General features: G+C 29.0%; 27 protein-coding genes, 1 rRNA gene and 1 pseudogene. 11 read left to right on the top strand and 18 right to left on the bottom strand.

Annotation, left to right across the window (positions count from 1 at the left end; translation table 11 throughout):
• Positions 1-108 (bottom strand): 16S ribosomal RNA (locus HZY31_RS07955); the annotation flags it as partial.
• 241 nt (positions 109-349) lie between these two features.
• Between HZY31_RS07955 and HZY31_RS07950 the strand changes: the two genes are divergently transcribed.
• Positions 350-655, top strand: a complete 306-nt coding sequence (locus HZY31_RS07950) for a DUF2098 domain-containing protein (protein WP_297318872.1) — start codon at positions 350-352, stop codon at positions 653-655.
• 43 nt (positions 656-698) lie between these two features.
• Complete coding sequence (locus HZY31_RS07945) at positions 699-1,832, top strand: TIGR03576 family pyridoxal phosphate-dependent enzyme (RefSeq protein ID WP_297318871.1); 1,134 nt, start codon at positions 699-701, stop codon at positions 1,830-1,832.
• On the opposite strand, the gene HZY31_RS07940 is transcribed toward HZY31_RS07945, so the two are convergent.
• The 3 genes from HZY31_RS07940 to ilvN all read right to left on the bottom strand — a co-directional run bounded on the left by HZY31_RS07940 (position 1,817) and on the right by ilvN (position 5,495).
• Positions 1,817-3,436, bottom strand: coding sequence for a DUF128 domain-containing protein (locus tag HZY31_RS07940; protein ID WP_297318870.1), 1,620 nt, complete (start codon positions 3,434-3,436; stop codon positions 1,817-1,819). The genes HZY31_RS07945 and HZY31_RS07940 overlap by 16 nt on opposite strands.
• Positions 3,437-3,557: 121 nt before the next feature.
• Positions 3,558-4,970 carry an Asp-tRNA(Asn)/Glu-tRNA(Gln) amidotransferase subunit GatB gene (gatB, locus tag HZY31_RS07935; RefSeq protein ID WP_297318869.1) on the bottom strand — a complete coding sequence of 471 codons (1,413 nt, stop codon included), beginning with the start codon at positions 4,968-4,970 and terminating at the stop codon, positions 3,558-3,560.
• A gap of 18 nt (positions 4,971-4,988) precedes the next feature.
• Positions 4,989-5,495 (bottom strand): acetolactate synthase small subunit, encoded by a 507-nt coding sequence (gene ilvN / locus HZY31_RS07930; RefSeq protein ID WP_297318868.1) that lies wholly within the window; start codon positions 5,493-5,495, stop codon positions 4,989-4,991.
• A gap of 207 nt (positions 5,496-5,702) precedes the next feature.
• On the opposite strand from ilvN, the gene HZY31_RS07925 reads away from it, so the two are divergent.
• Positions 5,703-6,971 (top strand): MBL fold metallo-hydrolase, encoded by a 1,269-nt coding sequence (locus HZY31_RS07925; protein ID WP_297318867.1) that lies wholly within the window; start codon positions 5,703-5,705, stop codon positions 6,969-6,971.
• On the opposite strand, the gene HZY31_RS07920 is transcribed toward HZY31_RS07925, so the two are convergent.
• The 10 genes from HZY31_RS07920 to glyA form a co-directional block, all read right to left on the bottom strand.
• Positions 6,964-7,515: a roadblock/LC7 domain-containing protein gene (locus HZY31_RS07920; protein ID WP_297318866.1), complete on the bottom strand. Its 552-nt coding sequence runs from the start codon at positions 7,513-7,515 to the stop codon at positions 6,964-6,966. The two genes, HZY31_RS07925 and HZY31_RS07920, sit on opposite strands and share 8 nt — an antisense overlap.
• Positions 7,516-7,543: 28 nt before the next feature.
• The gene (locus HZY31_RS07915) at positions 7,544-8,707 is read right to left on the bottom strand and encodes a DUF2226 domain-containing protein (RefSeq protein WP_297318865.1); all 1,164 of its coding nucleotides are present in this window, start codon (positions 8,705-8,707) and stop codon (positions 7,544-7,546) included.
• A gap of 103 nt (positions 8,708-8,810) precedes the next feature.
• On the bottom strand, positions 8,811-9,593 hold the full coding sequence (gene larB / locus HZY31_RS07910; protein WP_297318864.1) for a nickel pincer cofactor biosynthesis protein LarB: 783 nt from the start codon (positions 9,591-9,593) through the stop codon (positions 8,811-8,813).
• Positions 9,594-9,609: 16 nt separating this feature from the next.
• The gene (locus HZY31_RS07905) at positions 9,610-10,380 is read right to left on the bottom strand and encodes a D-aminoacyl-tRNA deacylase (RefSeq protein WP_297318863.1); all 771 of its coding nucleotides are present in this window, start codon (positions 10,378-10,380) and stop codon (positions 9,610-9,612) included.
• 2 nt (positions 10,381-10,382) lie between these two features.
• Entirely contained in the window at positions 10,383-10,874 is a 492-nt protein-coding gene (locus HZY31_RS07900; protein WP_297318862.1) for a MogA/MoaB family molybdenum cofactor biosynthesis protein, read from the bottom strand.
• Between the two features lie 115 nt (positions 10,875-10,989).
• Positions 10,990-11,193: a histone family protein gene (locus tag HZY31_RS07895; protein ID WP_214399645.1), complete on the bottom strand. Its 204-nt coding sequence runs from the start codon at positions 11,191-11,193 to the stop codon at positions 10,990-10,992.
• A 158-nt stretch (positions 11,194-11,351) separates the two neighbouring features.
• Entirely contained in the window at positions 11,352-12,473 is a 1,122-nt protein-coding gene (thiI, locus tag HZY31_RS07890) for a tRNA uracil 4-sulfurtransferase ThiI (RefSeq protein ID WP_297318861.1), read from the bottom strand.
• A 14-nt stretch (positions 12,474-12,487) separates the two neighbouring features.
• The gene (locus HZY31_RS07885) at positions 12,488-13,120 is read right to left on the bottom strand and encodes a cobalt-precorrin-8 methylmutase (protein WP_297318875.1); all 633 of its coding nucleotides are present in this window, start codon (positions 13,118-13,120) and stop codon (positions 12,488-12,490) included.
• Positions 13,121-13,189: 69 nt separating this feature from the next.
• Positions 13,190-14,542, bottom strand: a complete 1,353-nt coding sequence (gene purB, locus HZY31_RS07880; RefSeq protein WP_297318860.1) for an adenylosuccinate lyase — start codon at positions 14,540-14,542, stop codon at positions 13,190-13,192.
• 44 nt (positions 14,543-14,586) lie between these two features.
• On the bottom strand, positions 14,587-15,876 hold the full coding sequence (gene glyA / locus HZY31_RS07875) for a bifunctional serine hydroxymethyltransferase/L-allo-threonine aldolase (RefSeq protein ID WP_297318859.1): 1,290 nt from the start codon (positions 15,874-15,876) through the stop codon (positions 14,587-14,589).
• Positions 15,877-15,977: 101 nt separating this feature from the next.
• Between glyA and aksF the strand changes: the two genes are divergently transcribed.
• The 7 genes from aksF (at position 15,978) to HZY31_RS07840 (ending at position 21,397) form a co-directional block, all read left to right on the top strand.
• Positions 15,978-17,027 (top strand): homoisocitrate dehydrogenase, encoded by a 1,050-nt coding sequence (gene aksF, locus HZY31_RS07870; RefSeq protein ID WP_297318858.1) that lies wholly within the window; start codon positions 15,978-15,980, stop codon positions 17,025-17,027.
• Positions 17,027-18,037, top strand: a complete 1,011-nt coding sequence (locus HZY31_RS07865; protein WP_297318857.1) for a UPF0104 family protein — start codon at positions 17,027-17,029, stop codon at positions 18,035-18,037. Before aksF ends, HZY31_RS07865 begins: the two co-directional genes overlap by 1 nt.
• A 116-nt stretch (positions 18,038-18,153) precedes the next feature.
• Positions 18,154-18,816 (top strand): cobalt transporter CbiM, encoded by a 663-nt coding sequence (cbiM, locus tag HZY31_RS07860; RefSeq protein WP_297318856.1) that lies wholly within the window; start codon positions 18,154-18,156, stop codon positions 18,814-18,816.
• A gap of 3 nt (positions 18,817-18,819) precedes the next feature.
• Complete coding sequence (locus tag HZY31_RS07855; RefSeq protein ID WP_297318874.1) at positions 18,820-19,158, top strand: PDGLE domain-containing protein; 339 nt, start codon at positions 18,820-18,822, stop codon at positions 19,156-19,158.
• Between the two features lie 109 nt (positions 19,159-19,267).
• A complete protein-coding gene (gene cbiQ, locus HZY31_RS07850) occupies positions 19,268-20,095 on the top strand; it encodes a cobalt ECF transporter T component CbiQ (RefSeq protein ID WP_366863799.1) in 828 nt (275 codons plus the stop codon).
• Positions 20,092-20,949: an energy-coupling factor ABC transporter ATP-binding protein gene (locus tag HZY31_RS07845; protein WP_297318855.1), complete on the top strand. Its 858-nt coding sequence runs from the start codon at positions 20,092-20,094 to the stop codon at positions 20,947-20,949. The genes cbiQ and HZY31_RS07845 overlap by 4 nt, the downstream gene beginning before the upstream one ends.
• A gap of 13 nt (positions 20,950-20,962) precedes the next feature.
• The gene (locus tag HZY31_RS07840) at positions 20,963-21,397 is read left to right on the top strand and encodes a phosphatidylglycerophosphatase A (RefSeq protein ID WP_297318854.1); all 435 of its coding nucleotides are present in this window, start codon (positions 20,963-20,965) and stop codon (positions 21,395-21,397) included.
• 7 nt (positions 21,398-21,404) lie between these two features.
• Here HZY31_RS07840 and HZY31_RS07835 read toward each other — a convergent pair whose 3' ends face one another.
• Positions 21,405-22,586: a redox-regulated ATPase YchF gene (locus HZY31_RS07835; protein ID WP_297318853.1), complete on the bottom strand. Its 1,182-nt coding sequence runs from the start codon at positions 22,584-22,586 to the stop codon at positions 21,405-21,407.
• 106 nt (positions 22,587-22,692) lie between these two features.
• On the opposite strand from HZY31_RS07835, the gene HZY31_RS07830 reads away from it, so the two are divergent.
• Complete coding sequence (locus HZY31_RS07830) at positions 22,693-22,944, top strand: hypothetical protein (protein ID WP_214399882.1); 252 nt, start codon at positions 22,693-22,695, stop codon at positions 22,942-22,944.
• Between the two features lie 4 nt (positions 22,945-22,948).
• Here HZY31_RS07830 and HZY31_RS07825 read toward each other — a convergent pair whose 3' ends face one another.
• The 3 genes and pseudogenes from HZY31_RS07825 to HZY31_RS07815 all read right to left on the bottom strand — a co-directional run.
• Positions 22,949-23,359, bottom strand: coding sequence for an EamA family transporter (locus HZY31_RS07825; RefSeq protein ID WP_297318852.1), 411 nt, complete (start codon positions 23,357-23,359; stop codon positions 22,949-22,951).
• A 29-nt stretch (positions 23,360-23,388) separates the two neighbouring features.
• Positions 23,389-24,240, bottom strand: a complete 852-nt coding sequence (gene galU / locus HZY31_RS07820) for a UTP--glucose-1-phosphate uridylyltransferase GalU (protein ID WP_297318851.1) — start codon at positions 24,238-24,240, stop codon at positions 23,389-23,391.
• Positions 24,241-24,344: 104 nt separating this feature from the next.
• Positions 24,345-24,493, bottom strand: a pseudogene (locus HZY31_RS07815) (IS6 family transposase); the annotation flags it as partial.

The following is a 24,493-nucleotide window of genomic DNA, read 5'->3' as shown; positions in this document are numbered from 1 at the left end:
GCCACGTGTTACTGAGCCGTGCGCCGGTGCTCCCCGAAGGGAGCCCCATGACTCGCATGGCTTAGTCGGACCCCGATAGCAGTGGCCTCCGGCAGGATCAACCGGAATTAAGTTAGGAGTACGGTCGCAAGAAAGGATAAACCTTTCTTGCGGCTGGTTGCTGTGGGGTTTCACCACCCCAGTCGTGGGCTTGCCTCAGCCCCGACCCTCCCAGATCGGGGACGCATCTCCTATCGCACCTAATACCATAACATCGTCATATGTATCGTTTTTAGGTTCAAAACAATTAGGGAAAAAGACTATATTATAGATAACTAAATATACAATAACAAAATTGGTGGTGATAAATATGTCAGAAATTGAGGCAATTAGTAAAGATAATATAAATATTAAGGTTGGAGATTATGTCGTATATGTAAATACAGGAACTAAAGGAAGAGTTGTAGATATAAGAAAAGATAAAGAAGGAAATATTTGGGTTTTGTTAGATAATAACTTAATGTATAGACCTCATTTATTAAGAGTTATTGAAAAATATAAAATTACTGAAAGAAAAGAAGATATTGAAGATGTTGTGAAAGAAATTGAAAAAGAAGAATTAGAAACTGAAAAATTAAGTGATATGGATTTTGGAGATGCATGTGGTGCAGGATAAAAACATAAAACTGACTTTTTATTATTTTTTATGGTGAGTTAAAATGCTTACAGATTTTGAAGAACTTTCAAGAATAGAAAAAGCAAGAAAAATTATTTTAGATATCTTAAAAAAGGAAGGTAGGGAGGCGTTATATGATTTAAGTGGGTTGTCTGGTGGTTTTTTAATAGAGAAAGAAGATATAAACTTGTTAAATACTTATATTGGTTCTTCTTATTTCTCTGAAAAAGTTAATAAATATGGATTACAACACTTAGGTGGAGATAAAAAAGAGGATAAATGTGTTGCTTTTAATAGAACATCTTCTGCAATTTTAGCAACAATATTAGCATTAAAGCCTAAAAAAGTTGTTCATTATCTGCCAGAACTTCCCGGACATCCCTCAATAGAAAGAAGCTGTAAGATTATTAATGCTGAGTATTGTGAATCATCTAATGTTGATGATATTATAAATAAAATAGACAAAGATTGCTTAGTTGTTATTACTGGCTCTACTATGGATTTAAAAGTTATAAATATTGAAGATTTTAAAAAAGTTGTTAATATTTCTAAAGATAAAGGGGCAATAGTGTTTGTTGATGATGCTTCAGGAGCAAGAGTTAGATTACTATATAATCAACCTCCTGCATTAAAATTGGGTGTAGATTTAGTTGTTACAAGCACAGATAAACTTATGGAGGGTCCAAGAGGAGGATTATTGGCAGGGAGAAAAGATTTAGTAGATAAGATATATATTGAAGGAACAAAATTTGGCTTAGAAGCTCAACCCCCACTAATGGCAGGGATATATAGGGCTTTAAAAAGCTTTAATTTAGAAAGATTAAAAAAAGCATTTGAGAGAAGTAAGAAATTTGATTTATCTAAAATTTTAGCATTAAATGAAGAACTTAAAAAAATTAACAAAAATATTGAAATTATATGCGAAAAAACTCCAACAGGATTTGTAATAAAAAGAGTGCATAAAGATGATAATATAAATATTAAAAAACTTGTGGAAATTGGATTTAACTTATTGGAGAAGTATAGAATTATAACCATTACCGTAGCAGGAATGCCAGGAGCAAGTAAGAGTATAAGGATTGATTTAACATCAAAAGATGCTGATAGAGTCAGTGACGAATATATAATAAACGCAATAGTGGATTCAATAAAATCTTCTTTTTATAAATCCTTATAACTTATGAGTTGAGAATATCTAACAACTTCATCCATAGCTTTTAAAGTCATAGGTATTTCATTCTCTTTCAATAAAACTAATGGATTTATTCCTCCAATTGTTACTATACCACACATATCTTTATTTACATTGATTCCATAGAGTTCGTTATTAGGATCTCCTATTGTATCTATACCATTCCATTTTAATTTATCTAAGACAATCTCTAATTTATCTCTCGCTACTCTATGAACTTCTCTAAAACCTGCTAAAAATGTGGTTTCACAATCAACTCTGTTAAAGAAAACTTCATGTGGATCTAATGATGAACCATCATACCCAATTATATCAATAAATCTCTTTTTATCTTCAACAATCTCTAAAATTCCTCCATATCTTGGAATTACAGGAATTGAATATCTTAAAAATATACCATCTAAAGTTACTGCACATATCGTTTGAATCTTTACTTTATCTTTTTCTTCAACTATTCCCAATCTGTCAGAGATTCCCAAGCCCTTTTTATAACCCTCCTTTAATAAATCTAACGCTTCATCAAGATACTTTTTATCAATATATGATGTATTAACTATAACATCTCCATCTTTCTCATCTACATCATAAGAAACCTTAGCCATTGCATTGAACATTTTAGAAACTACTGTCTTTATTCTAACATTAGACTTTTTATTTACTATCTCTCTTGGGATCTTCTTAAATTTGTGGAGAGATTCTAACCTAACAGTTGACGACATTGGATATATCTCTACATAGTAGTTATTTTCAACAAAAGGAGCTATTGGAGTTAAACCACCAATTAAGGCAACTCCAACCTTATCATCTCCAACATCTAATCCTAAAACATTGTCAGTTCCATAACTAATTACACACTTTAACTCATCCTTTTCTAAGATACTTTTAAATCTCTCTAAGAATTCAACTCCAAATACTCTAAAATTTGCTGGTAGATAACCTTCTCCATTTTCTATAATACCCATAACATCTGTTTTTTTCGTTTCAATAAAAACACTTAAAGGATCTACTGATGTGGAAACATATTTTATAACCTCTTTAAATTCTACTGGCTTTCCATCCTCATACTTAACAATTCCACCACACTCGTGAAGTGGAAATATTCCATTTTGTAATAGTATATTATCAAAATTTAAAGAACATAGAGTAGTAATTTCAGCATATTTCTCTCTATCCATAATACCTACTCTATCCCCAACAGATAGTCCAGATTCATAAACACTTTTTATTATATTCAAAACATCATTAAAATCAGCATATACATGGAATCTATTCACTACAACATATCCAAATCTATAATTTGCAGAGATCATCTTTTCTAATATATTTGAGTAAATACTACCCAATCTATAAAGTATATTTGCCTTTTCCAATTCTTCTAATCCTTTCTCTGTTATAACTCTACCAGCATAGCCAACTTTTTTTGTTAATTTCATACTATCTAATAATTTTAAATGATACCTAACAGCCCTCTCCCCTATTTTATATCCTCTTTTATTAAGTTCTTTGGCTATAATTTTAGCTCCTACAGGCTCTTTTGATTTAGACAAAATATCTAAAATTTCAATTAGTTTTCTATCAAGATCTGCCATTATATCACCATACTAATCCAAGTATCTAAAATAAAAATATCATAAAAATATAAAAATTAAAAAATCTATGAAAAATAAAAAACCACATAATATATGAATCTATAAAATCTTAAGTAATATCTTATTTGTTATCTAACCTTTCTTTTAACAACTCAATAACTTTTTTTGGATCTGCCCTACCTCTTGTTAATCTCATAACCTGACCCATTAAGAAGTTTAAGGCCTCTTTTTTTCCACTTAAATAGTCATTAACCGCCTGAGGATTGTTGTTTATTGCTTCTTCAACTGCCTTAATTAAGGCATCTTCATCTTTAATTACAGTTAATCCAAGTTCTTCAACAATTTCTTTGGGTGTCTTTTTACCTCTATTTATAACCAATAAATCAACTATTTCTTTACCAATTTTTTGAGAAATTGTTCCATCTTTAATTAACTTTATTAATTCAACTATATGCTCTGCCTTAACTCCACTTTCGTATAAATCTACTTTGTGATACTGCAAACTTCTTTTTAACTCATTTCTAATCCAAGTAACTGCTAAATCAACATTTTCTTTATCAACACCCAAAGATTTAACAACTTCTTCAAACATTTCAGCCATATCTAAGTCAGAAACTAAAACTTTGGCATCTTCATCATCAATACCATACTCCTCAACAAACCTCTTTCTCTTAGCCAATGGAGTTTCTGGCATCTCTTCCTCTATCTTCTTAACCCAGTTTTCAGAAATAACTATTGGCTGAATATCAGGATCTGGGATATATCTGTAATCCTCAGCCGTTTCTTTACTTCTCATTGCCTTAGTTATCATCTGACTTTCTAAGAAAGCCCTTGTTTCTCTCTTAACAACTCCCCCTCTCTTAATAATATTTTTTTGTCTAATTATTTCATATTTTAAAACCTTATATACTCCTTTAATTGAGTTAATGTTTTTAACTTCAACCCTATTTCCTTGAACGCCCATGTATTCAATTGATATATTAACATCAGCCCTCATCGTTCCTTCTCCTCTTAAACACCCAAGGTATCTAAATAAAGTCATTAATTGCTTTAAAAACTCTCTCGCTTCTTCTGGACTCTTTATATCTGGCTCTGTAACTATTTCTATTAAGGGAGTACCACTTCTATTGTAATCAACTATTCCCAAACTTGGATTATACTGCCCTGGATCCTCTTCTAAATGAACCTCAGATATTCTAATACCCATAAATTCTCCATTAACTCCTATAGGAGTAGATGTTCTCTGATACCCAGAAGGTAAGTCAGGGTAGTCATAATGCTTTCTCTGGAAGTAAATATCTCTATCAGTTACTATCTCACATCCAAGCATCTTTGCAACCATTATGGCAATTTCAATTGCCCTTTTGTTTGGAGGTAGTGGTTTAGCCCCAGGTAATCCAACACAAGATGGACAAATGTTGGTGTTTGGATCAGCATCTAAGTAATTTGTTGAACAGTTACAGAATAACTTTGACTTTGTATCAATTTGAACGTGTATTTCTAATCCACATTTCATTTTTACATTGTCATCCATTTTTTCACCAACTAAAATTTAACCTTTAGGTTTTAAGACTTTAGGACCTCTTGCCAATGCAGTTAAACCAGTTCTTGCCATTTCTTTAATACCTAATGGTCTAACTAATTCAATAAATGCATTTATCTTATCTTCACTACCAGTTATTTCAACAATCATAGATTCTGGACTTAAATCAACAACATTTCCTCTAAATATACTTGTATATTGAATAACTTGGGATTTAGCACTTTCTGTTGGAGCATATATTTTTATTAAACACAACTCTCTCTGAACTGACTTTTTCTCTTCCAACTCACTAACCTTAATTACATCAATTAACTTATTAAGTTGTTTTACAACCTGCTCTAATATGTTATCATCACCATTAACTACAATAGTTACTCTCGAAATTTGGGGATTTTCAGTAGTTCCAACAGAAATACTTGAAATATTAAATCCTCTTCTTGTAAATAATCCTGAAATTCTTTGCAATACACCAGGCTTATTTAAAACTAATGCAGAAATAACATGCCTATGTTCCATTATATTCACCAAGATGAGTTTATTTAAACAGTAAAATTTAAATATACTAAAATAGATTTATGAATAATGATTATAAAGAATTTTATTTCTGTTTTATTTAGGTTGTTAAATAAGGCATAGGACTATTTTAATCCATATTCTTTTAAAGATATTGGGATAATTTAAAATTACTTAAATAGTTATATATAATTTTTTGGGATGGTGAATATGGTTTTATTAAAGTTTCATGGAGGTTGTCAACAGATAGGAATGAGTTGTGTAGAGATAGAAACACAAGAAAGGAAAATATTGTTAGACTGTGGAATGTCTCCTGATAATAACAGTATTCCCAAAATAGACGACAAATATATAGATGCAGTTATTGTTTCACATGCTCATCTTGACCACTGTGGAGCAATTCCTTTTTACAAATTTAAAAAAATTTATTGCACTCATCCAACAGCAGATTTAATGTACCTCACATGGAAAGATACATTAAATTTAACTAAATCATTTAAAGAAGAAGATATTCAAATTGCTATGGGAAGTATTGAGACTCTAAACTACTATGAAGAAAAAAAGATAGATGATAATATAAAATTCAAATTTTACAATGCAGGACATATATTAGGAAGTGCGTCAATATACTTAGAAGTCGATGGAAAAAAAATTTTATACACTGGGGATATTAATGAAGGTCCTTCAAGAACATTACTTCCAGCAGATACTGACATTGATGATATAGATGTTTTAATTATAGAATCTACATATGGCTCTCCATTAGATATAAAGCCATCAAGAAAAACTTTAGAAAAGATGTTAATCGAAGAAATCTCAGAAACCATAGAAAATCGTGGAAAAGTTATTATTCCAGTATTTGCCATTGGAAGGGCTCAGGAGATACTTTTAATAATAAACAACTATATGAGATGTGGAAAGTTAAAAAATGTTCCTATATATACAGATGGTTCTTTAATTCACGCAACATCTGTTTATTTAAGTTATGCAAATTGGCTAAATCCAAAAATAAAGAATATGATTGAATCTGGAATTAATCCATTTGGAGATATAAAAAAAGCAGATGAAAAATTAGTATTTAATAAAAATGAGCCATGTATAATTGTTTCTACATCAGGAATGGTTCAGGGTGGGCCAATATTAAAATATTTAAGATTATTAAAAGACCCAAAGAATAAGATTATATTAACTGGCTATCAAGCAGAGGGAACTTTGGGTAGAGATTTAGAAGAGGGTGTTAAAGAAATACAGCCATTTAAAAATAAAATTCCTGTAAGAGGAAATGTAGTTAAAATAGAATTTTCAGCACATGGAGATTATAACTCCTTAGTAAGATACATAAAAAAAATTCCTAAACCTGAAAAGGCAATAGTTATGCATGGTGAAAGATATCAATCATTATCATTTGCCATGACTATATGGAAAACTTTAAAGATTCCCACATATGTTCCTGTTAAAGGAACGATTTTACCTATTTAAAATCATCAGATTTTTCAACATTAAGATCTTCAAACTCTTTGAAATAGTTTTTAATAACATTACAAGTTTTTTTAATGATTTCTCTTTCATCAACTATTTCAAGCATAATTTTTGATTCTAAGATTATATATAAGTGCTCGTTACATAATTTAATAGGATATATATAGATATACTTATCTTTTCTTTGAATAATTATTTTTTTAATATCTTTATAAAATTTCTTTGCATACTCAAATATCCCCAAGTCTATAGCTCCAATATCATCAGCATCTTTTAATGTAGAGGCAATAATTAATCCTTCATCATCGACAACAATAATATCTCCAATATCATATGTTAAAGCAATTTCTACTAAATCAAATTCTTTAGAGAATTCTTTATCCCCTGTATCCATATAAGCTTTTAACTCTTTAAGATTTTCAATAACTTCCATCTCAATTAGTTTATAAGTTTTCCTTTTTTCACGTTCTTTGAAAAAATAAAGCCCTATTCCTATAAAAACCCCCAATATAAAGAGAATCAAAAATATTGTTGTAGCTTCCATATTTAGACCTCTTTATATTTTGTATATATTACTCAATATGTAGTGATAATCTTGAAGTATATTTAGATAAATGTTTTTTTATAATATTATCAATTTCAAATTTAATTATTGATGGATCTACATCTTTCTTTATAATCCCTAAAATTTTCTTTCTTTTCACAGTAATGTCCCCATATATATAGTATCTATTATTTTCCCATTTAACATTTATATCTAGATATACATCATCTACTCCATCGATATTTTTAATTTTTTCATAAATTTCTCTTTCTATCCTATTTTTTAGTTCTTTTAATTCTTCATCACTAGGTCTTAATAGATCTTCAAGTATAGATTCAATCCATCCTTCATCAGGTTCAGATATACCTAATTTTTTTAATAGTTCTTCTCTGGAAAGTTCTACATCTTCTTCATAGCTTGTTAATATAGGAGCCTCTTCTTTTTCATATAATTTCACATCAATAACATCTTCTTTTTGTTCTTTTTCAATTTTCATCTCTGGGAATTCATCTAATAAAACAGTTAATTTTTTTTCATCGAATTCATATACATCAATAACTGAATTTTCATCTTTTAATAGTTCTTCTATTTTTTCACATGCATCTTTTCCTAATAAAACCCCATATTTACATTCATAAGCGGCGGCAATTGGCGTATGTCCGTAGTATATTATATATCCAATTTCATAGAAACCATTAACTTTTCTATAAACATTAATTAATTTATATTTTCCATCTTCTAAATATGATTCAAAATCTTTAACATTTGCAGAAATAATCTTGTCAAGAGGTATAGTTAATTTTATTTGTAAATAATTTTCTTTTATTTCTTCTTTCTCTTCTTTTTTACTTTCTTTTTTAGATACTTTATGTTTTTTTACAAATATTTCTGGATATAGCCACTTCATTAAATCTAACTTTTCCTTATCATATCTATATAATTCGATAATTTTATTTTCTTTATTTAAAAGTTCTAAAACCTTGTCTGGTTTTCCAATGCTTTCCTCTAAATGATTATCAGTATAGTAATAACCAACTATTTCTCCGTCTTCTACAAAAATGTAACCTTCATGTAGTTTATTATTTTCTTTTACCATAATAAGAATATACCCTCTATCCAACTCCTTTACTAAATTTTCTAGATTTCCATCAGTTAGTGTTTTTATAAATTCTCCTTCAACAATCTTTATCATAATTTCCCTCAACTCAAAATTTTTGTTAATATTTATTTTATGAGAATTTATATTTATGTCTTCCTAACTCTCTTAAAACTACTAATTAAAATAATATAATTTATCATTTTGAGGATTTTTCATAAATAATTTTAGTAATTAAACCTGCAAAAACTCCTGCTCCAAAACCATTGTCTATATTAACAACTGCCAACCCCGGAGAGCAAGTATGAAGCATAGTTAATAGAGGAGTAATTTTTATTCCATAAGATGTTGATGTAGGAACTCCAATAACTGGAATATCTACTAAAGAAGATACTATTGAGGGAAGAGCCCCTTCCATTCCTGCAATAACGATTATGCAACAAACTTCATTATTAATCATTCTTTTTAATGTTGGGAATAATCTATGGATTCCAGCAATGCCTACATCATAAGATATTATTACCTCAACTCCCATTACTTCTAAGGTTTCTTTAGCCTCTTCAGCTATAGGGATATCAGAAGTTCCAGCGGTTATTACTCCAACCTTACCTATTTTTTTTATAGTATAATTTTTATCTTTTATTATTAATGTTTTAGCCTTTTTATTAATCTTTATGTGATAGTTTTTTAAATCATATTTCTTAATTTCATCACTAAGTTTTTCTATATTATCTATTTTTGTTGCTAATGCGATACCATTTTTTTCAGCAAGTTTTAATACTGCCTCTATTATTTCATTAATTTCTTTGCCTTTTCCATAAACTACTTCTGGAATACCTGTCCTAAACTTTCTATTAACATCTAACTTTAATATATTTTCAATCTCTTCAAAATAGTTAAGTTTTATCTGCTTTTCAACATCTTCCAAACTTATTTTGCCATTTTTAAAATCTAAAAGTAACTGTTTTAAATCTAAACCCATGTTAAATCCCTCAAAATTAAACTCTTTCAACATCTATTCCTTTATTTTTAAAGAATTCCATATATCTTTTTTTATCTTCTCCTCTACAACCTTTCCAATCTATAAGAACCTTATCTACTTCCATTTTATTAACAAGTTGATTTAAGACATCTTCGGAAACTGATGCATACTTTGGAATCAAGTAGCCGAAGTAATATTTATCATACTCTAAGGCAAGTTTTGTAAATTTAGGAGCATAATGTCCTCCACCAAATCCTATGACTTTTAATCTATCTTCATAATCTCTATTTTTTATCATCTCAATAGTTTCTAAAACTGACTTGGCTATAATTTCCCCAGCCTCCTTTAAAATCCATTCTTTTTCACTACTACCTATTTCAACAAATACTGTTGGGGCATTTAAATCAGTAGGTGAGTGATGAACTACTTCAAAAGAGACATCAAATTTAGAGATTTTATTATTTTCATAATATATATTGTAGTTTTTATAGATATTTTTCAATAGAAGTGTGTTTAAAATAGCATCACATGGACAAACTTCTTTAGGATTTCCACCAAAATCATTATTTTCTGTTAAATTTCCTGGAGTATGGACTGTTAGAGATGGCTGATTTGCTTTACTTCTATGCTTTGATAAAAATATGTAGTAATCAGCATCCTCCAAATCTGAACTTTTTAATTCCAACAACTCTTTATCAGTTTCAAAGATATCAAAATACTCTTTTAAATGACTGGCTATGTTTTTACTTGCCAAATCTTTATTTGAAGATATTAATAAAAATTTCATAGTTATCCCTCTCTTATATGTCCCAATATATGCCCAGTTTCTTCTTTTATTATTTTTAATGCAGTTTTACAAGCATTTACTGAACCAGGAAGTGCATATATAATTTTTCCTTTATAAATTCCAGCCATCGCTCTTGATAGCATAGATGAAAATCCTACTTCTTCATAACTTAACTTTTGAAATAAAAATTTAAAGCCATCAATTTCTTTTTCTATAATTTCTTTTAGAGCATCAACAGTAACATCTCTCTTCGCTATTCCAGTTCCACCAGTTAAAACGATACAATCTACATCAAAAGATTCAATAATATGTTCAATTATTCCCTTAATCATATTTTTATTGTCTGGGATTATAGTGTATATTTCAGCGTTTAACTCTTTTTTTAATAAATTTCCAGATTCGTCATTTACATCTTTGCCCATAATTAAATTATTATATCTACTATCACTTACTGTAATCACAGCATATTTTATATTTTCAATTCTTTTATGCATAGTTTCACCATACTATTAATAAATTATGCAAATATATAAATATAATGAGGTATAAAAATATAGCAAAAACATATAAATAATATATGAAAAAATTAAAAAGAAATAAAATATTTTCTTATTTTTTTAATGCCAATTTAATATCTTCGACTTTAACGGTTTTTCTCTTAGCATGCTTAGCTAAATCAACTGCCTCTCTTGCGATTTCTAAAGCAATTTCTTCAACTGCCTCAGCCAAGTATTCTGCAGCAGCTCTACTTACTCTCTCTGCTCCTGCCTTCTTCAATATTCTTTCAAATGGTGCTACTGGTAACTCTCCCATTATATCACCTCAAAATTTTATAAGAGTTTTTATTAAATTTGCAGTATTTAAAATTTTCGGTTTATGGCGGTTATATGAAGAGGGATGACATCATAACACTCCTTTAGAGATTTTACAAATTATTTAAATAATCTAATTCTTTAAGAATTTAGATATGTTTATATAAGTTTAACATTCTCTTTAATTTTTTTAATTTCTTCTATTTTAGCAATAGTTTTTGGATGCTTTGGGAGATAAGGACATTTTATTTCTTTTTCAGTTGATATTTCATAAGTTCCAATATCTTTGGCAATTTTTACAATATCATCTTTATCAAAACCAATTAAAGGTCTCAAAGTTAAATAATTTATTACATCATCAATAACTTTAAGGTTTTTTAATGTTTGTGAAGCTACTTGTCCTAAATTATCTCCAGTAACTATAGCATCGCAATTTAGGTATTTAGCATACTTTTCTGCAATTTTTAGCATCTTTCTTTTACAAAATATACATGTATAGTTTTCTTTTTTAATGCTCTTTAACTTTTCTACTATATCTTCAATGTCTTTTTTGTAGTCATAGACAACAAATTCTAATTGAGTGTCGTAATCACTTAAAACTTCAACAATTTTTCTAACTTTGTTTAAAGATTCTTCATTCATTTTCAAGTGTAATAATACTACATTACAACCTCTTCTAATCATCATAAATGCCGCTACTGGACTGTCTATACCATCAGAGATTAAACATAAAACTTTTCCTTGACTACCTACTGGCAATCCTCCAATTCCTTCATACTTTTCTGTAAATAAATAGGCGTTATCTTTTAAAATCTCAATTCCTAAAACAATGTCTGGATTACTCAAATCTACATCCAATCCAAGTTTTTCAACTATTGCCTCTCCAACTATTCTATTAACTTCTGGAGATGTGTATGGAAAACTTTTGTTACTTCTCTTAGTTTTAACAGCAAAGGTTATTTTTTCTTTATTAATCTCTTTTAATTTCTTCCTTATTATTTGAACTGCATAATTAACAATTTCGTTAATGTCTAAAGGACACACATAAACAGGGCTATATGAAACAATGCCCGGAACTTTTTTTAATAATTTTATTGCTAATTCCTCCTTACCTTTTGTATTTACTTTAACTAACAACCTCCAATGCAGTATTTTAACATCCACATCAATTTCATACTTTCTAAATAATTTTATAATGTTTTTTCTTAAAATTTCTATCAAATTTTTTCTTATAACTTCAGATTTTAATCCAATCTCCCCATATCTAACTAAGATTTCCATAATTTCACCTAAAATTAAGCCCTCTCATCTTTTGCATATGCAATTATTCCATTAATTATAGAAACTGCCACAGGAGTTCCTCCTTTTGGGCCTATAGTTGTTATATTTGGAATATCTATCTTTCTAAGATTTTCCTTGGATTCTGACGCTTGGACAAAGCCAACAGGAACGCCAATAACTAATTTTGGCTTTATATTTTCCTCTTTAATTAATCTTATTACTTCAAATAGTGCAGTTGGAGAATTTCCTATAACAACAATTCCTCCATTTATTAAATCTTTAGCAAACCTCATTGATGCCATAGCCCTTGTAATTCCTTCTTTTTTAGCAACATCATAAACTTTTGGATGATCTATATAGCAATGAACATTATCATACCTTATTCCTACTTTAATCATATTCACATCAGTAACTATTGGAGTTTTATTTTTTATTGCTTTAATTCCACTCTCTATTGGATTATTTTTAAAAACTAAAAGTTTTGCGTATTCTGGGTCAGCAGTAGCATGAACTACTCTTTCAATAATTCCTAATTCTTTCTCATTAAATTGGTTTATTTTATCTCCTAAAACTTCTTTTATTTTTTTTCTAACGATTTCTCTTGATTTGTTAGCAATGTTTAAGCCATCTTTTGATATTGCCCCCATAAAATCCACAATAACCACCATTAAAATGTAAAAAAAATAGATTGAAAATAAAATAATGAAAAAATTTATTTAATATTCTTTATTTCTTAAAGTTTTTATAACATTATCTACAATTTCTGGAGCTAATCCAATATATGTTTTTGGATCCATCAATTTTTCTATTTCTTCTTTTGCTAAATACTTCATAACTTCATCATCTTCCAATAAAACATCTTTTAAATGTCTATCTTCTTCATACGCCTTCATCGCACATCTTCTAACGACTTCATGAGCTGTCTGCCTTCCCATTCCCCTCTTAGCTAACTCAATCATTATTCTTTCAGCCATTATTAGCCCTTTTGTTAATTCCAAGTTTTTCTCAACATTTTTAATATTAACTTTTAGTTTTTTAATTCCTTTAATTGCCAATGTTAAAATATGATCTGTCAAAACACAAACCTCTGCAAATATGCATCTCTCTGCTGATGAATTTGTTAAATCTCTCTCTTCCCATAAAGGAATATTGTCCATTTCTGCAATACATAAGGATTTTATAACCCTTGATAAACCACAAATTTGTTCAAAAGTTATTGGATTTCTTTTATGTGGCATTGTTGATGAACCTGTCTGCTTTGTAGGATCGAACTCTTCCTCTAATTCTCCTATCTCTGTCCTTTGCATGTTTCTAACTGTAACTCCAATTTTATTTAAAGTCTGAGCAATTAAAGCTAATAAAAATACAAATTCAGCATGTCTATCTCTCTGTATAACCTGATTTGAAATTAATACAGGAGTTAATCCTAAAATTTCTGCAACTCTCTTATGGACTTCTAAACCTTTCTCTCCCATTGCAGCCATTGTTCCTACTGCCCCAGTTATCATAGAGACACAGATTCTTTTCTTAGCATCATTTAATCTCTCCAAGTGTCTGTCGATCTCAGCAGCCCATAAAGCAAATCTCATTCCATAAGTTGTTGGAATTGCATGCTGTCCGTGAGTTCTACCAACGCAAACAGTATATTTATGCTCTTCTGCCTTATTTAACAAAATATCTCTTAACTCCTTTAACTTTTTCTCTATAATTTCAATTGATTCTTTTATTAGTAAAGAATTGGCAGTATCTACGATATCATTTGATGTAGCTCCAAAGTGTATATATTCCCCAGCATTACCTTCACAAACTTCTGCCAATGCTCTAATCATCGCTACAACATCGTGCTTTGTTTCTTTTTCAATTTCTTTAACTCTTTCTAACTTTACATATTTTGTAGATGCCTTTCTATTTATTTCCTCTGCCGCTTCCTTAGGAATTAAACCAAGTTCTGCTTGAGCCTTTGCTAATGCTGCCTCAACCTTTAACATTTTTTCTAATTTGTTTTCTTCTTCCCAAACTCTTCTCATTTCTGGAGTACCATATCTATAATCAATTGGATGAACAGCCATTTTTTCACCAATTACCATTTATTTTAAAATTTAAAAAAGTAAATCTAATAAAATTTCAAGTATTTAAATCCATCTCCATGTTCAAAAGAGTAATGTATTTCACTAAATTCTTTAGCAAATTCAATAACATCCTCTTTAACTTTTTCAGGTTTTTCTTTATCAATTGCAATTCTTTTCATAAATTCAGCAATTATTTCCATATCTTTTTCTTTCATACCTAATCTTGTGCATTCTTGAGTTCCTAATCTAATACCGCTTGGATTTTCAGAATTATTAACATCATCCCAAGGCAATAAGTTTTTATTTAAGATAATATTTGCCTCTTCATACATCTTAGCTAAATCACTTGCTGAAAATTCAATATCAGGAGAACTTTCAATATCAATTACTACCTGATGACTTTCTGTAAATCCTTTATATTCACATAAAACATTAAATCCTCTTTCATACAAAGCCTGAGCTAATGCTTTTGCATTTTTAATTACTTGTTTAGCATAATCTTCTCCAAACTCCAACATTTCTGCCAATGCAATGGCTAAACCAGCTTTATGATGCAAGTGGTGGTTACTAACGACCCCTGGAAATACATGAGTATCTATTTTATTAGCATTTTCTTTTTTAGTTAATATAATTCCTCCTTGTGGGCCAAAAAATGTTTTATGAGTACTTCCCATTAAATAATCCGCTCCTTCTCTTAATGGGTCTTGGAATTGTTTTCCTGCTATCAAACCAAGAACATGAGCCCCATCATAGGCTATTTTAGCTCCTACTTCTTGAGCAGCTTCATAAGCGTCAGATACTGGATGCGGAAACAAAAATAAAGAGCCACCAAATAAAATAAGTTTTGGTTTTTCTTCCAATATTTTCCTAATCATTGCGTCAGGATCAATATTCATCTCTTCAGGATCAAATGGATGATTAACCACTTTTAATCCTCTAATTCCTGCGGCACTAACTTTCCAATGACTTATATGTCCACCATCTGGAACGTTTAAAGCCATTAACTTATCCCCAGGTTTTGTTTCAGCAAAAAATACTGCTAAATTAGCGACAACTCCACTTGTTGGTTGAACATTTGCGTGTTCTGCTTTAAATAACTCCTTAGACAATTCTATACAGATTGTTTCAACTTCATCTATATATTTACATCCTTGATATAATCTTTTACCAGGCAATCCTTCAGCATATCTATGCATAAAATCAGTAGCACATGCTTCTCTAACAGCTAAACTTGTTATGTTTTCACTTGCAATTAACTTTATGCACTCTCTCATCCACTCATGCTGTTTCATAGAAATTTCTCTAATTAATTTTGGAATATCCAAATATTTCATTATTATCCCTCTTTAATGTCTTTATCTTAAACAAAGTAATACATTAAAATGATAATTTTATAAAAGTATCTTCAAACCTATAAAAGTTTTTGGTGTTATATATGGTAAAAATATGTGTTATTGAAGGGGATGGAATAGGAAAAGAGGTTATTCCAGAGGCGGTAAAAATATTAAAAGAACTTGGAGATTTTGAAATAATAAAAGGAGAGGCGGGATTAGAATGTTTAAAGAAATATAATAATGCCTTACCAGAAGACACTATAAAAAAGGCTAAAGAAGCGGATGTTATTTTATTTGGTGCTATAACTTCCCCAAAACCAGGAACAGTTAAAAATTACAGAAGTCCCATTATAACTTTAAGGAAATTATTTAATTTATATGCAAATGTTAGACCAATAAACAACTTTGGATTAGGACATATAATAGGAAAAATTGCAGATTATGAATTTTTAAATATTAAAAATATTGATATAGTAATTATAAGAGAGAATACAGAAGATTTATATGTAGGTAGAGAAAAATTGGATAAAGATACAGCCATTGCTGAGAGAGTTATAACAAAAAAAGGCTGTGAAAGAATAATAAAATTTGCATTTGAGTATGCAGTAAAAAATAATAGAAAAAAAGTGTCGTGTATACATAAGGCAAATGTTTTAAGAATTACTGATGGTTTATTTTTAGAGGTTTTCAATACTATAAAAAAGACTTATGAGAATATAATAGAAGCAGATGATTATTTAGTCGATGCAACATCTATGTATTTAATAAAGAATCCCAATATGTTCGATGTTATTGTAACAACTAATATGTTTGGAGATATTTTATCAGATGAGGCTTCAGCATTAATTGGAGGTTTAGGATTGGCACCATCAGCAAACATTGGAGATAATAAGGCCTTATTTGAGCCAGTTCATGGTTCTGCTCCAGACATATCTGGGAAAGGAATAGCAAATCCTATGGCCGCTATATTAAGTGTTGCAATGCTTTTTGACTACATTGGTGAAAAAGAGAAAGGAGATATTATTAGAGAGGCAGTAAAATATTGTTTAATGAATAAAAAGGTTACTCCTGATTTGGGTGGATGTTTAAAAACAAAAGATGTAGGAGACGAAATTTTAAAATATATTAGGAACAAAATTAGGGGATATTAATGAAAATAAAAATTACAAAATCTCATATAGCCCTTTTTATTAGCATCCTTTTTATATTTGCAATTCTCTATTATATAGGAATAAACAAAATTATTAAAATCTTATTGAAAGTTAATCCTATATATATAATATTAGCCATTATTTTGCAGTTGATAGTTACTTTTATCCTTGCTGTTAGATGGAGATTTATTACAAAAATTTTAGGATATAGATCCTCATTAAAGAATATTTTTTTATTGATTCTTATGGGAACTTTTATTAACAATATTACTCCATCAATGAAAAGTGGTGGAGAAGCATTTAGAGCCTACTACTTATCAAAACTCGAAAATATTCCAAAAGGTTTGGCTTTTTCAACAGTTGTAGTGGAGAGAGTTTTAGATTCAGCAATATTTTTGTTTTTTACATTATTCGTAATAGGATACTTTATTATTAATGGGTTTAGATATATTGTATATTTAATACTATCGTGGGCTTTTTTATTCTTACTAACATCTATGATTATCTATTTAATATCTAATAAAAAACTTTTAATTACAGTTGTAATAAAAATATCAGAAATTATATGCAAATATACTTCATACAACCATAATAAAGAAATTATCTTAAAATCAATTGATGAATTTTATAATAGTTTAAAATTTTTAAAAAATAAAAGAGGCAAAGAAGTATATATTGTTATTTTACTATCAATTCTTTGGTATGCAGTAGATATTATAAAATTATGGATTTTATTTTTATCAATCCCCTATATTGTCTCTATTTTGAGTGTTGCAACTGTATATCTCTTAACTTTATTGTCAGGAGTTTTATCTGTAACTCCCAGCGGTTTTGGAACTGCAGATACTGTAATGATTATTTCCTTTACAGTTTTTAATATCCCTCCATCAGTGGCAGCAGTAGTTACAATATTAGATAGATTAATATCATACATATTCCCAACAATTCTTGGTTATATTGCTATAATTATTATAAAAAAGAAATTAAATCTTAAAGATCACTATAATTAAATTTTAAATCCTATATTCATAAAGTTTAAATAAAAAATTTTAAATAGTATTACTAATATTATGTATGATGTTAAGAGACATTAGTAATAATAAATTATAAACAAAAAGGTGGTAATATGCACATACCAGATGGATATTTAGGACCAATAACCTGTGCATTTTTTTATCTTATAATGCTATATTTCTGGTATAAAGGAATAAAAGCATTGAAAACTTTACATCCAAAGCAAATACCACTGTTAGGGATATTAACGGCATTTTCATTTTTAGTAATGATGTACAACCTTCCAGTTCCAGATGGGACAACAGCCCACATGGTTGGAGGGACATTAATAGCTATATTAATGGACAATCCATGGGTAGCAACAATAGCAATATCCATTGTATTGTTTATCCAGGCAATTTTCTTTGGAGATGGAGGAATTACTACATTAGGAGCTAATTGTTTTAACATGGGAGTAGTTTTACCATTTGTTGGTTATTATACTTACAAATTTTTAAGAAATAAGGTTGGAGATGTTATAGCAAGTGGTATTGGAGCCTATGTTGGAATAGTAGCAGCAGCAATAGTTGCTGGCTTTGAATTTGGACTACAACCTTATATAGAGCCCGGTTACTGTCCATATCCATTTACTGTATCAGTTCCTGCAATGGCATTTGCACACTTAACAACTGCTGGACCAGCAGCGGCTGTTGTAACAGCAATAGTTGTATGGTATGTTAAAAAGGCAAGACCTGATTTGTTCGAATTAACGAAGAGATCTATGGAGGTGAGTTAATTGATAGACTTTAAAGATCCATTAGTTAAAAAATTTTTGTATTTAATTATTGCAATGATTATATTATGTCCTCTTGGAATTCTCTTAGTATGGAACTATGGAGATGCTTGGGGGGAATGGGATGTCAATGATGTAGCAGAAAAAGTTCATGCAAACATTCAAGGTATGGAGGAGCTATCTGGCATTTGGAGTTATGCAATCCTACCAGATTATGACATTCCTGGATGGGATGATCCTGTTAGAGCATCGATAGGTTATATAATATCAGCAATTGTTGGAGTTGCCTTATGCTTAGGAGCGTTCTATGGACTAACAAAGATTGTATATTCAAATCGTACTTAATATTTACATTTTATTTTATTATTTTTAAACTTTACTTTTACTCTTTATATTAAATATTTAAATTTTAGATTTTTGTTTATCTCATATTTAATAAATAATGGTGAATTCTGTGAAGTTAATAAATAAAACAGTTGAGCACGTAATAAAATATATTAGTGAGGCAGTTTTTTCAGAAAAATTTGCAAGGAATAAGGATGGTTTTTTGCAAAAATTAGATCCAAGAATAAAGATAATTGGATTAATTATATTGGTTATAACAACGGTTTCAATTAAGCATATTGAAGTTTTGATATTTTTATATCTTTTATCCCTAATTTTTTGTATTCTATCAAGGATTCCATTACTTTACTATATAAAAAGAGTTTGGCTATTTATTCCTCTATTTACAGGAATAATTGTATTTCCTGTAATATTCTTAACTCCTGGGCATCCAATTTATGTAATTCTAAAAAAACCTTATTATATTGCTATTACTTATGAAGGAATAAAATATGCTATATTATTTACTCTTAGAGTGGCAACAGCAATATCTTACACTGTCTTAATAACCTTAACTACGAGATGGGACGAGATAATGAAGGCACTTAATAGTTTAGGAGTTCCAGATATTGTAATAACGATAATGACACTCGCATATAGATATATATTTTTATTATTAAACAATGTCTTAGAGATGATGTATTCAAAAAAATCAAGATTGTGTAGGAATTTAAAGCTAAAAGAAAGTTGGATTATTGCTGGTAAAAGTATGGGAGCACTCTTTATAAAAACTCAGAGAATGGGTGAAGATATTTATTATGCAATGCTTTCAAGAGGCTACTTAAACGAACCAAGGATTTTTACAAATTTTAAAGTTAAATATTATGACATAATCTTCTTATGTTTTATAGTATTAATATCATCTATTTCATTAGGTTATGATAGGTTGATACTATGAAACCTTTGTATGAATTAAAGAACGTATATTATCAATATCCAGATGGAACTATTGCATTGGACAATATAAATATGAAAATTTATGAAGGAGAGGTAGTAGCAATTATAGGCCCTAACGGAGCTGGAAAAACAACACTTTTAAAAATATTAGATGCTTTAGAGTTTCCAAAAAAAGGAGAGGTATATTTTGAAGGAAAAAAATTAGAGGAAAGATTATTAAATGATATAGAGTTTATGAAATACTTTAGAAAAAAAGTAGGATTTATATTCCAAGATCCAGATACTATGCTGTTCAGTCCAACAGTTTGGGATGATGTGGCTTTTGCTCCTCTACACCTTTATGATAAAGATACAGCTATAAAAGTTACTGAAAAAGTTATAAATGAAATGAATTTAAACCATATAAAAGATAAGCATCCTTACAATATCAGTGGTGGCGAAAAAAAGAAATCATCAATTGCGGCAGTTTTATCAATAACTCCAGATGTTATACTTATGGATGAACCTACATCATACTTAGATCCAAAAAGTAGAAATTACATAATAAACTTAATTAAAGATTTAAAAAGTAAGAATAAAACCATTGTATTTGTAAGTCATGATCCAAATCTTATAACGCTCGCTGATAGATGTTATATTCTAAATAAAAAAATTATTGCTGAAGGAACTCCAAAGGAAATATTTAGTAATGTAGAAATCTTAGAAAAAAATAATTTAGATGTTCCTGAGGTAACTAAATTATTTAAACTTCTGTTAGATGATAAAGATTTAATAAGTAAAATAAATATTGATAACTTACCAATAACAGTTGATGAGGCATATAATATATTAAGAGATTTATTAATAAAAAACTAAATGAGGTTTTTTTATGGATATTATAGGGCTTTTAAAAAGTTATGGAATTAATATAGAAAATTTAATAGATGCTGGGATTTCTTTATATGTTGGAGATACTAAGGAAATAGATAAGGTTAAAGAAAAACTTAAAATAATCATATTAAAAGAATTAAATAATCCTAATGTTTCCACTTTGTTAATTGCGGCTATATTGTTAGATAAAGAAGGAAAAAATAATAATTTGCCATTTAATTATAGTGAAGATCCTAACTATGTATATGTTGATGAAGTTCTTGGTTTAGCAATAGCAAATGAGATTGCTGGAACTAAGGCAATATTTAATTTTAGATTTTACGATGCTAAAAAACCGGGAATTATTGGAGAGTTGGATAAAAAAGGATATATGTTTTTAGATGATGCAATTGCTGGATTGTTGGCTGGCTGTATGAGTAAAGTTTTTGAGTAAATAATTCTTATTTTGCCGCAGAGACAATTTTAATAATGTCGTTATGTTTTAATTCATAATCAGCCCCTATTCTAATTTTTCTCTTTGCGTCTATTGCATAAATAAATTTATCTCCTAATTCTGTGTGAATTTTATATGCCAAATCTTTTGCAGTAGTTCCTTTTTTAACTAAAAAAGCATCTGGTAATACATTTCCTTCTTTATCTGTAAATTTATTTTCATCTTCTACTGGATACACAACTATCATATTTAATAAATCGAAGTATGCTCTATTTATACACTCTTGAACCCCAGTACTACCATATTTTTTGAGGAAATCTTTTATATAATCAAATGCTTTTCTCATCTGTTCATTTACTTTACTCTCATCAACTATTTCAAAGTCATTTCCTTTTCTTTTGATTATCCCAGATTTTTCAGCCCTTTTTAGAGCCAACTCTATTTCCGCAGATGTTGGAATAACTATATAATCTTTAAATTCTTTTCTTAATCTTTCAATATTTTTCTCAGCATCTGGATGATCTGCTTTATTTGCTGCTATAATCATTGGTTTAGATATTTTTCTCAATTTTTTAGCCAAATTTAGTAAATCCTCATTGCTCCATTTAATTGGACTTTCATCCATATCTCTTATGGCAATTTTTATATCTTCCTCACTAATATTTAATCCACTTAATTGTTCTTTCAAAACTTTAACTATATTTTTCTCTTGCTGAGCCTTTCTTGCCAATTTATCCCAATTTTTAGTTAAAATACCATAAATCCACATGTCTATCTCATTTATTAAAAATTTCACATCTTCAACTGGATCATAATCTTCGGTAGGATTTCCCTCAGCATCTGTTTTTCCAGAGGCATCAACTACTAAAATAAACGCATCTGCTTGCCTCAAATCATCTAAAAACTTATTACCCATTCCTCTACCTTCATGAGCTCCCGGAACCAAACCTGCAACATCTATAACTTCAACAGGAATGTATCTAATTCCATCTATACATTTTGAGTTTCTTGGATTACATTTTACTCCCAACTCTTTGCAAGGACATTCAGATGTCACATAACCGATTCCTTTATTTGGATGTATTGTTGTAAATGGATAATTTCCAATTTCAGCAGGTTTTTCTGTTAATGCATTAAACATTGTTGATTTTCCTACATTTGGTTTTCCAACTAAACCTATTATTGCCAAAATCTCACCACCAATAATTTTTATCAAAATAATTTTTTTATAATGTAAAATATTTATATGGAATTATTATAAAGTAGAGTTATTAATAATATTTAATGGTGAAATTATGCCTTCTCAAAAGATTCAAGAAATACTTAATGAGTTAGATAGTTTAATGAATAAAGAAAGAAAATACATTGAATTAGTGGCTACTGTAGAATATTTATTAAACTTAGTTGAGCCTTCAAAAAGAGAAAAACTTAAAGAGGCTTTATACGATGCTGAGTCAATTGAAGATGTGTATGAATTAATAAAAGCAATAAAATTATTACTTGGATTACAGGGAGCAAGAAAATATGTTTTATCTTCTTCTGAATAATTTTTTATTTTGAAATACTTAGCAGTATTATTCCAACTAATATAAGGAAAACACCAATCATTTGAGTTGTTGTTAATGACTCTTTTAAAAATAATATTGATAAAATTATAGTGATAGCAGGACCTATGGAAGATATAGGGACGACAATACTTGCTTTTCCTTTGTATAAGGCGTAATATAAAATTAATGAGCCGATAACTACTAAAATTGCAGATATTATAGCATACATAATAATTTTTTGATCTGTTATCATAACCTTGTATTTAATTATTATAAAAATTGACAAAATAATTCCTACTATATTTACCACAATCCACTGGAATAGAGGATTTTTTTCACAAACAATTTTTGCAAAAAATGTTCCAACACCATAAAATATCGCTACTAAAAGTCCTAAAATTACGGCTATATCCATACTATCCCAAAAAATTTTATTTAAAATTACTATAAATTCTTAACAAACTCTTTTAAAAATTCTCTAAATTCTGGAAGTTTCTCAGAGCCAATCTCTACATTTGCCTTTAACCAACCTAACACATCTCCAATATCATATCTTTTACACTTAATCTCTACCCCTAAAATTTCTTCCTCTTTTAAAAGTAGATTTAAAGCATCAGTAATTTGTATTTCTCCACCCTTTCCAGGAGGAGTTTGTCTTATCTTTTCAAATATCTTTGGTGATAGTAAATAGGCTCCAGTTATAATTAAATTTGAAGGAGCCTCTTCTACATTTGGCTTTTCAACCATGTTTTTTATTTTGTAAATTCCCTCATCAATTTCTTCACCTTCGATAACCCCATACTTATAAACTTCTTCCATAGGAACTCTTTCTAACGCGATAACTGAGCATCCATATTTCTCATGAACTTTTATTAAATCCTTTACAATATTTTCTGAGTAAATTGTATCTCCAACCATTGCTATGAAGTATTCATCTCCAACAAACTCTTTTCCATATAAAATAGCATCTCCTAAACCTTTTTGCTCTTTCTGTCTTATATAGAATATGTTTCCTAAATTGTCAATTTCTTTAATGGCCTTTAAAAGATCATATTTATTAGAATTTTTTAATTTGCACTCTAACTCATAATTTATATCAAAATGATTTTCTATTGCCTGTTTTCCTTTCCCTGTAACAAATAAAATATTTTTTATTCCTGCCTCAACTAAATCTTCAACAACATACTGAACGATAGGCTTATTAACTACTGGTAGCATTTCTTTTGGTTGTGCTTTGGTTATTGGCAACAATCTAGTTCCAAATCCTGCAACTGGTATTACCGCTTTCTTTATCATCATGTATCCCCTAAATAGATTGTGAATTTAAAAATTTTATACTATATAATTATTAATTTTACTTTGAGAATATAAATAAATTTGGTGATGTATGAATGAGATTGTCAAGATAAAGATAGGAGGAAGTTATAGATGGAGGCGAAAGAATTAAGCCAGGAGATAATGGTAATAAATTTGGAATTATTAGGGAATCTATTATAGAAAGATTTAGTTTTTCGTTTAAGGAGAGAGAAGAAACTTTCTACACAATTTC

The organism is Methanocaldococcus sp. (genome assembly GCF_024490875.1).
Taxonomy (GTDB): Archaea; AGJL01; Methanococci; order Methanococcales; family Methanocaldococcaceae; genus Methanocaldococcus.
The sequence above is the reverse complement of the archived record's forward strand: the minus strand, read 5'-3'. Positions and strand labels throughout refer to the sequence as shown.

Bases quoted from the DNA above. Each gene is read 5' to 3' on its own strand.
- HZY31_RS07895 (WP_214399645.1), bottom strand. From the start codon at position 11,193: ATGGGAGAGTTACCAGTAGCACCATTTGAAAGAATATTGAAGAAGGCA.
- HZY31_RS07905 (WP_297318863.1), bottom strand. From the start codon at position 10,380: ATGAAATTTTTATTAATATCTTCAAATAAAGATTTGGCAAGTAAAAAC.
- HZY31_RS07865 (WP_297318857.1), top strand. From the start codon at position 17,027: ATGAAAATAAAAATTACAAAATCTCATATAGCCCTTTTTATTAGCATC.
- HZY31_RS07925 (WP_297318867.1), top strand. From the start codon at position 5,703: ATGGTTTTATTAAAGTTTCATGGAGGTTGTCAACAGATAGGAATGAGT.
- ilvN (WP_297318868.1), bottom strand. From the start codon at position 5,495: ATGGAACATAGGCATGTTATTTCTGCATTAGTTTTAAATAAGCCTGGT.
- larB (WP_297318864.1), bottom strand. From the start codon at position 9,593: ATGGGTTTAGATTTAAAACAGTTACTTTTAGATTTTAAAAATGGCAAA.
- HZY31_RS07830 (WP_214399882.1), top strand. From the start codon at position 22,693: ATGCCTTCTCAAAAGATTCAAGAAATACTTAATGAGTTAGATAGTTTA.
- glyA (WP_297318859.1), bottom strand. From the start codon at position 15,876: ATGAAATATTTGGATATTCCAAAATTAATTAGAGAAATTTCTATGAAA.
- aksF (WP_297318858.1), top strand. From the start codon at position 15,978: ATGGTAAAAATATGTGTTATTGAAGGGGATGGAATAGGAAAAGAGGTT.
- HZY31_RS07845 (WP_297318855.1), top strand. From the start codon at position 20,092: ATGAAACCTTTGTATGAATTAAAGAACGTATATTATCAATATCCAGAT.
- HZY31_RS07885 (WP_297318875.1), bottom strand. From the start codon at position 13,120: ATGGGGGCAATATCAAAAGATGGCTTAAACATTGCTAACAAATCAAGA.
- HZY31_RS07950 (WP_297318872.1), top strand. From the start codon at position 350: ATGTCAGAAATTGAGGCAATTAGTAAAGATAATATAAATATTAAGGTT.
- thiI (WP_297318861.1), bottom strand. From the start codon at position 12,473: ATGGAAATCTTAGTTAGATATGGGGAGATTGGATTAAAATCTGAAGTT.
- HZY31_RS07825 (WP_297318852.1), bottom strand. From the start codon at position 23,359: ATGGATATAGCCGTAATTTTAGGACTTTTAGTAGCGATATTTTATGGT.
- HZY31_RS07940 (WP_297318870.1), bottom strand. From the start codon at position 3,436: ATGGCAGATCTTGATAGAAAACTAATTGAAATTTTAGATATTTTGTCT.
- HZY31_RS07915 (WP_297318865.1), bottom strand. From the start codon at position 8,707: ATGATAAAGATTGTTGAAGGAGAATTTATAAAAACACTAACTGATGGA.
- galU (WP_297318851.1), bottom strand. From the start codon at position 24,240: ATGATAAAGAAAGCGGTAATACCAGTTGCAGGATTTGGAACTAGATTG.
- HZY31_RS07840 (WP_297318854.1), top strand. From the start codon at position 20,963: ATGGATATTATAGGGCTTTTAAAAAGTTATGGAATTAATATAGAAAAT.
- HZY31_RS07920 (WP_297318866.1), bottom strand. From the start codon at position 7,515: ATGGAAGCTACAACAATATTTTTGATTCTCTTTATATTGGGGGTTTTT.
- HZY31_RS07945 (WP_297318871.1), top strand. From the start codon at position 699: ATGCTTACAGATTTTGAAGAACTTTCAAGAATAGAAAAAGCAAGAAAA.
- HZY31_RS07900 (WP_297318862.1), bottom strand. From the start codon at position 10,874: ATGCATAAAAGAATTGAAAATATAAAATATGCTGTGATTACAGTAAGT.
- cbiM (WP_297318856.1), top strand. From the start codon at position 18,154: ATGCACATACCAGATGGATATTTAGGACCAATAACCTGTGCATTTTTT.
- purB (WP_297318860.1), bottom strand. From the start codon at position 14,542: ATGGCTGTTCATCCAATTGATTATAGATATGGTACTCCAGAAATGAGA.
- gatB (WP_297318869.1), bottom strand. From the start codon at position 4,970: ATGGATGACAATGTAAAAATGAAATGTGGATTAGAAATACACGTTCAA.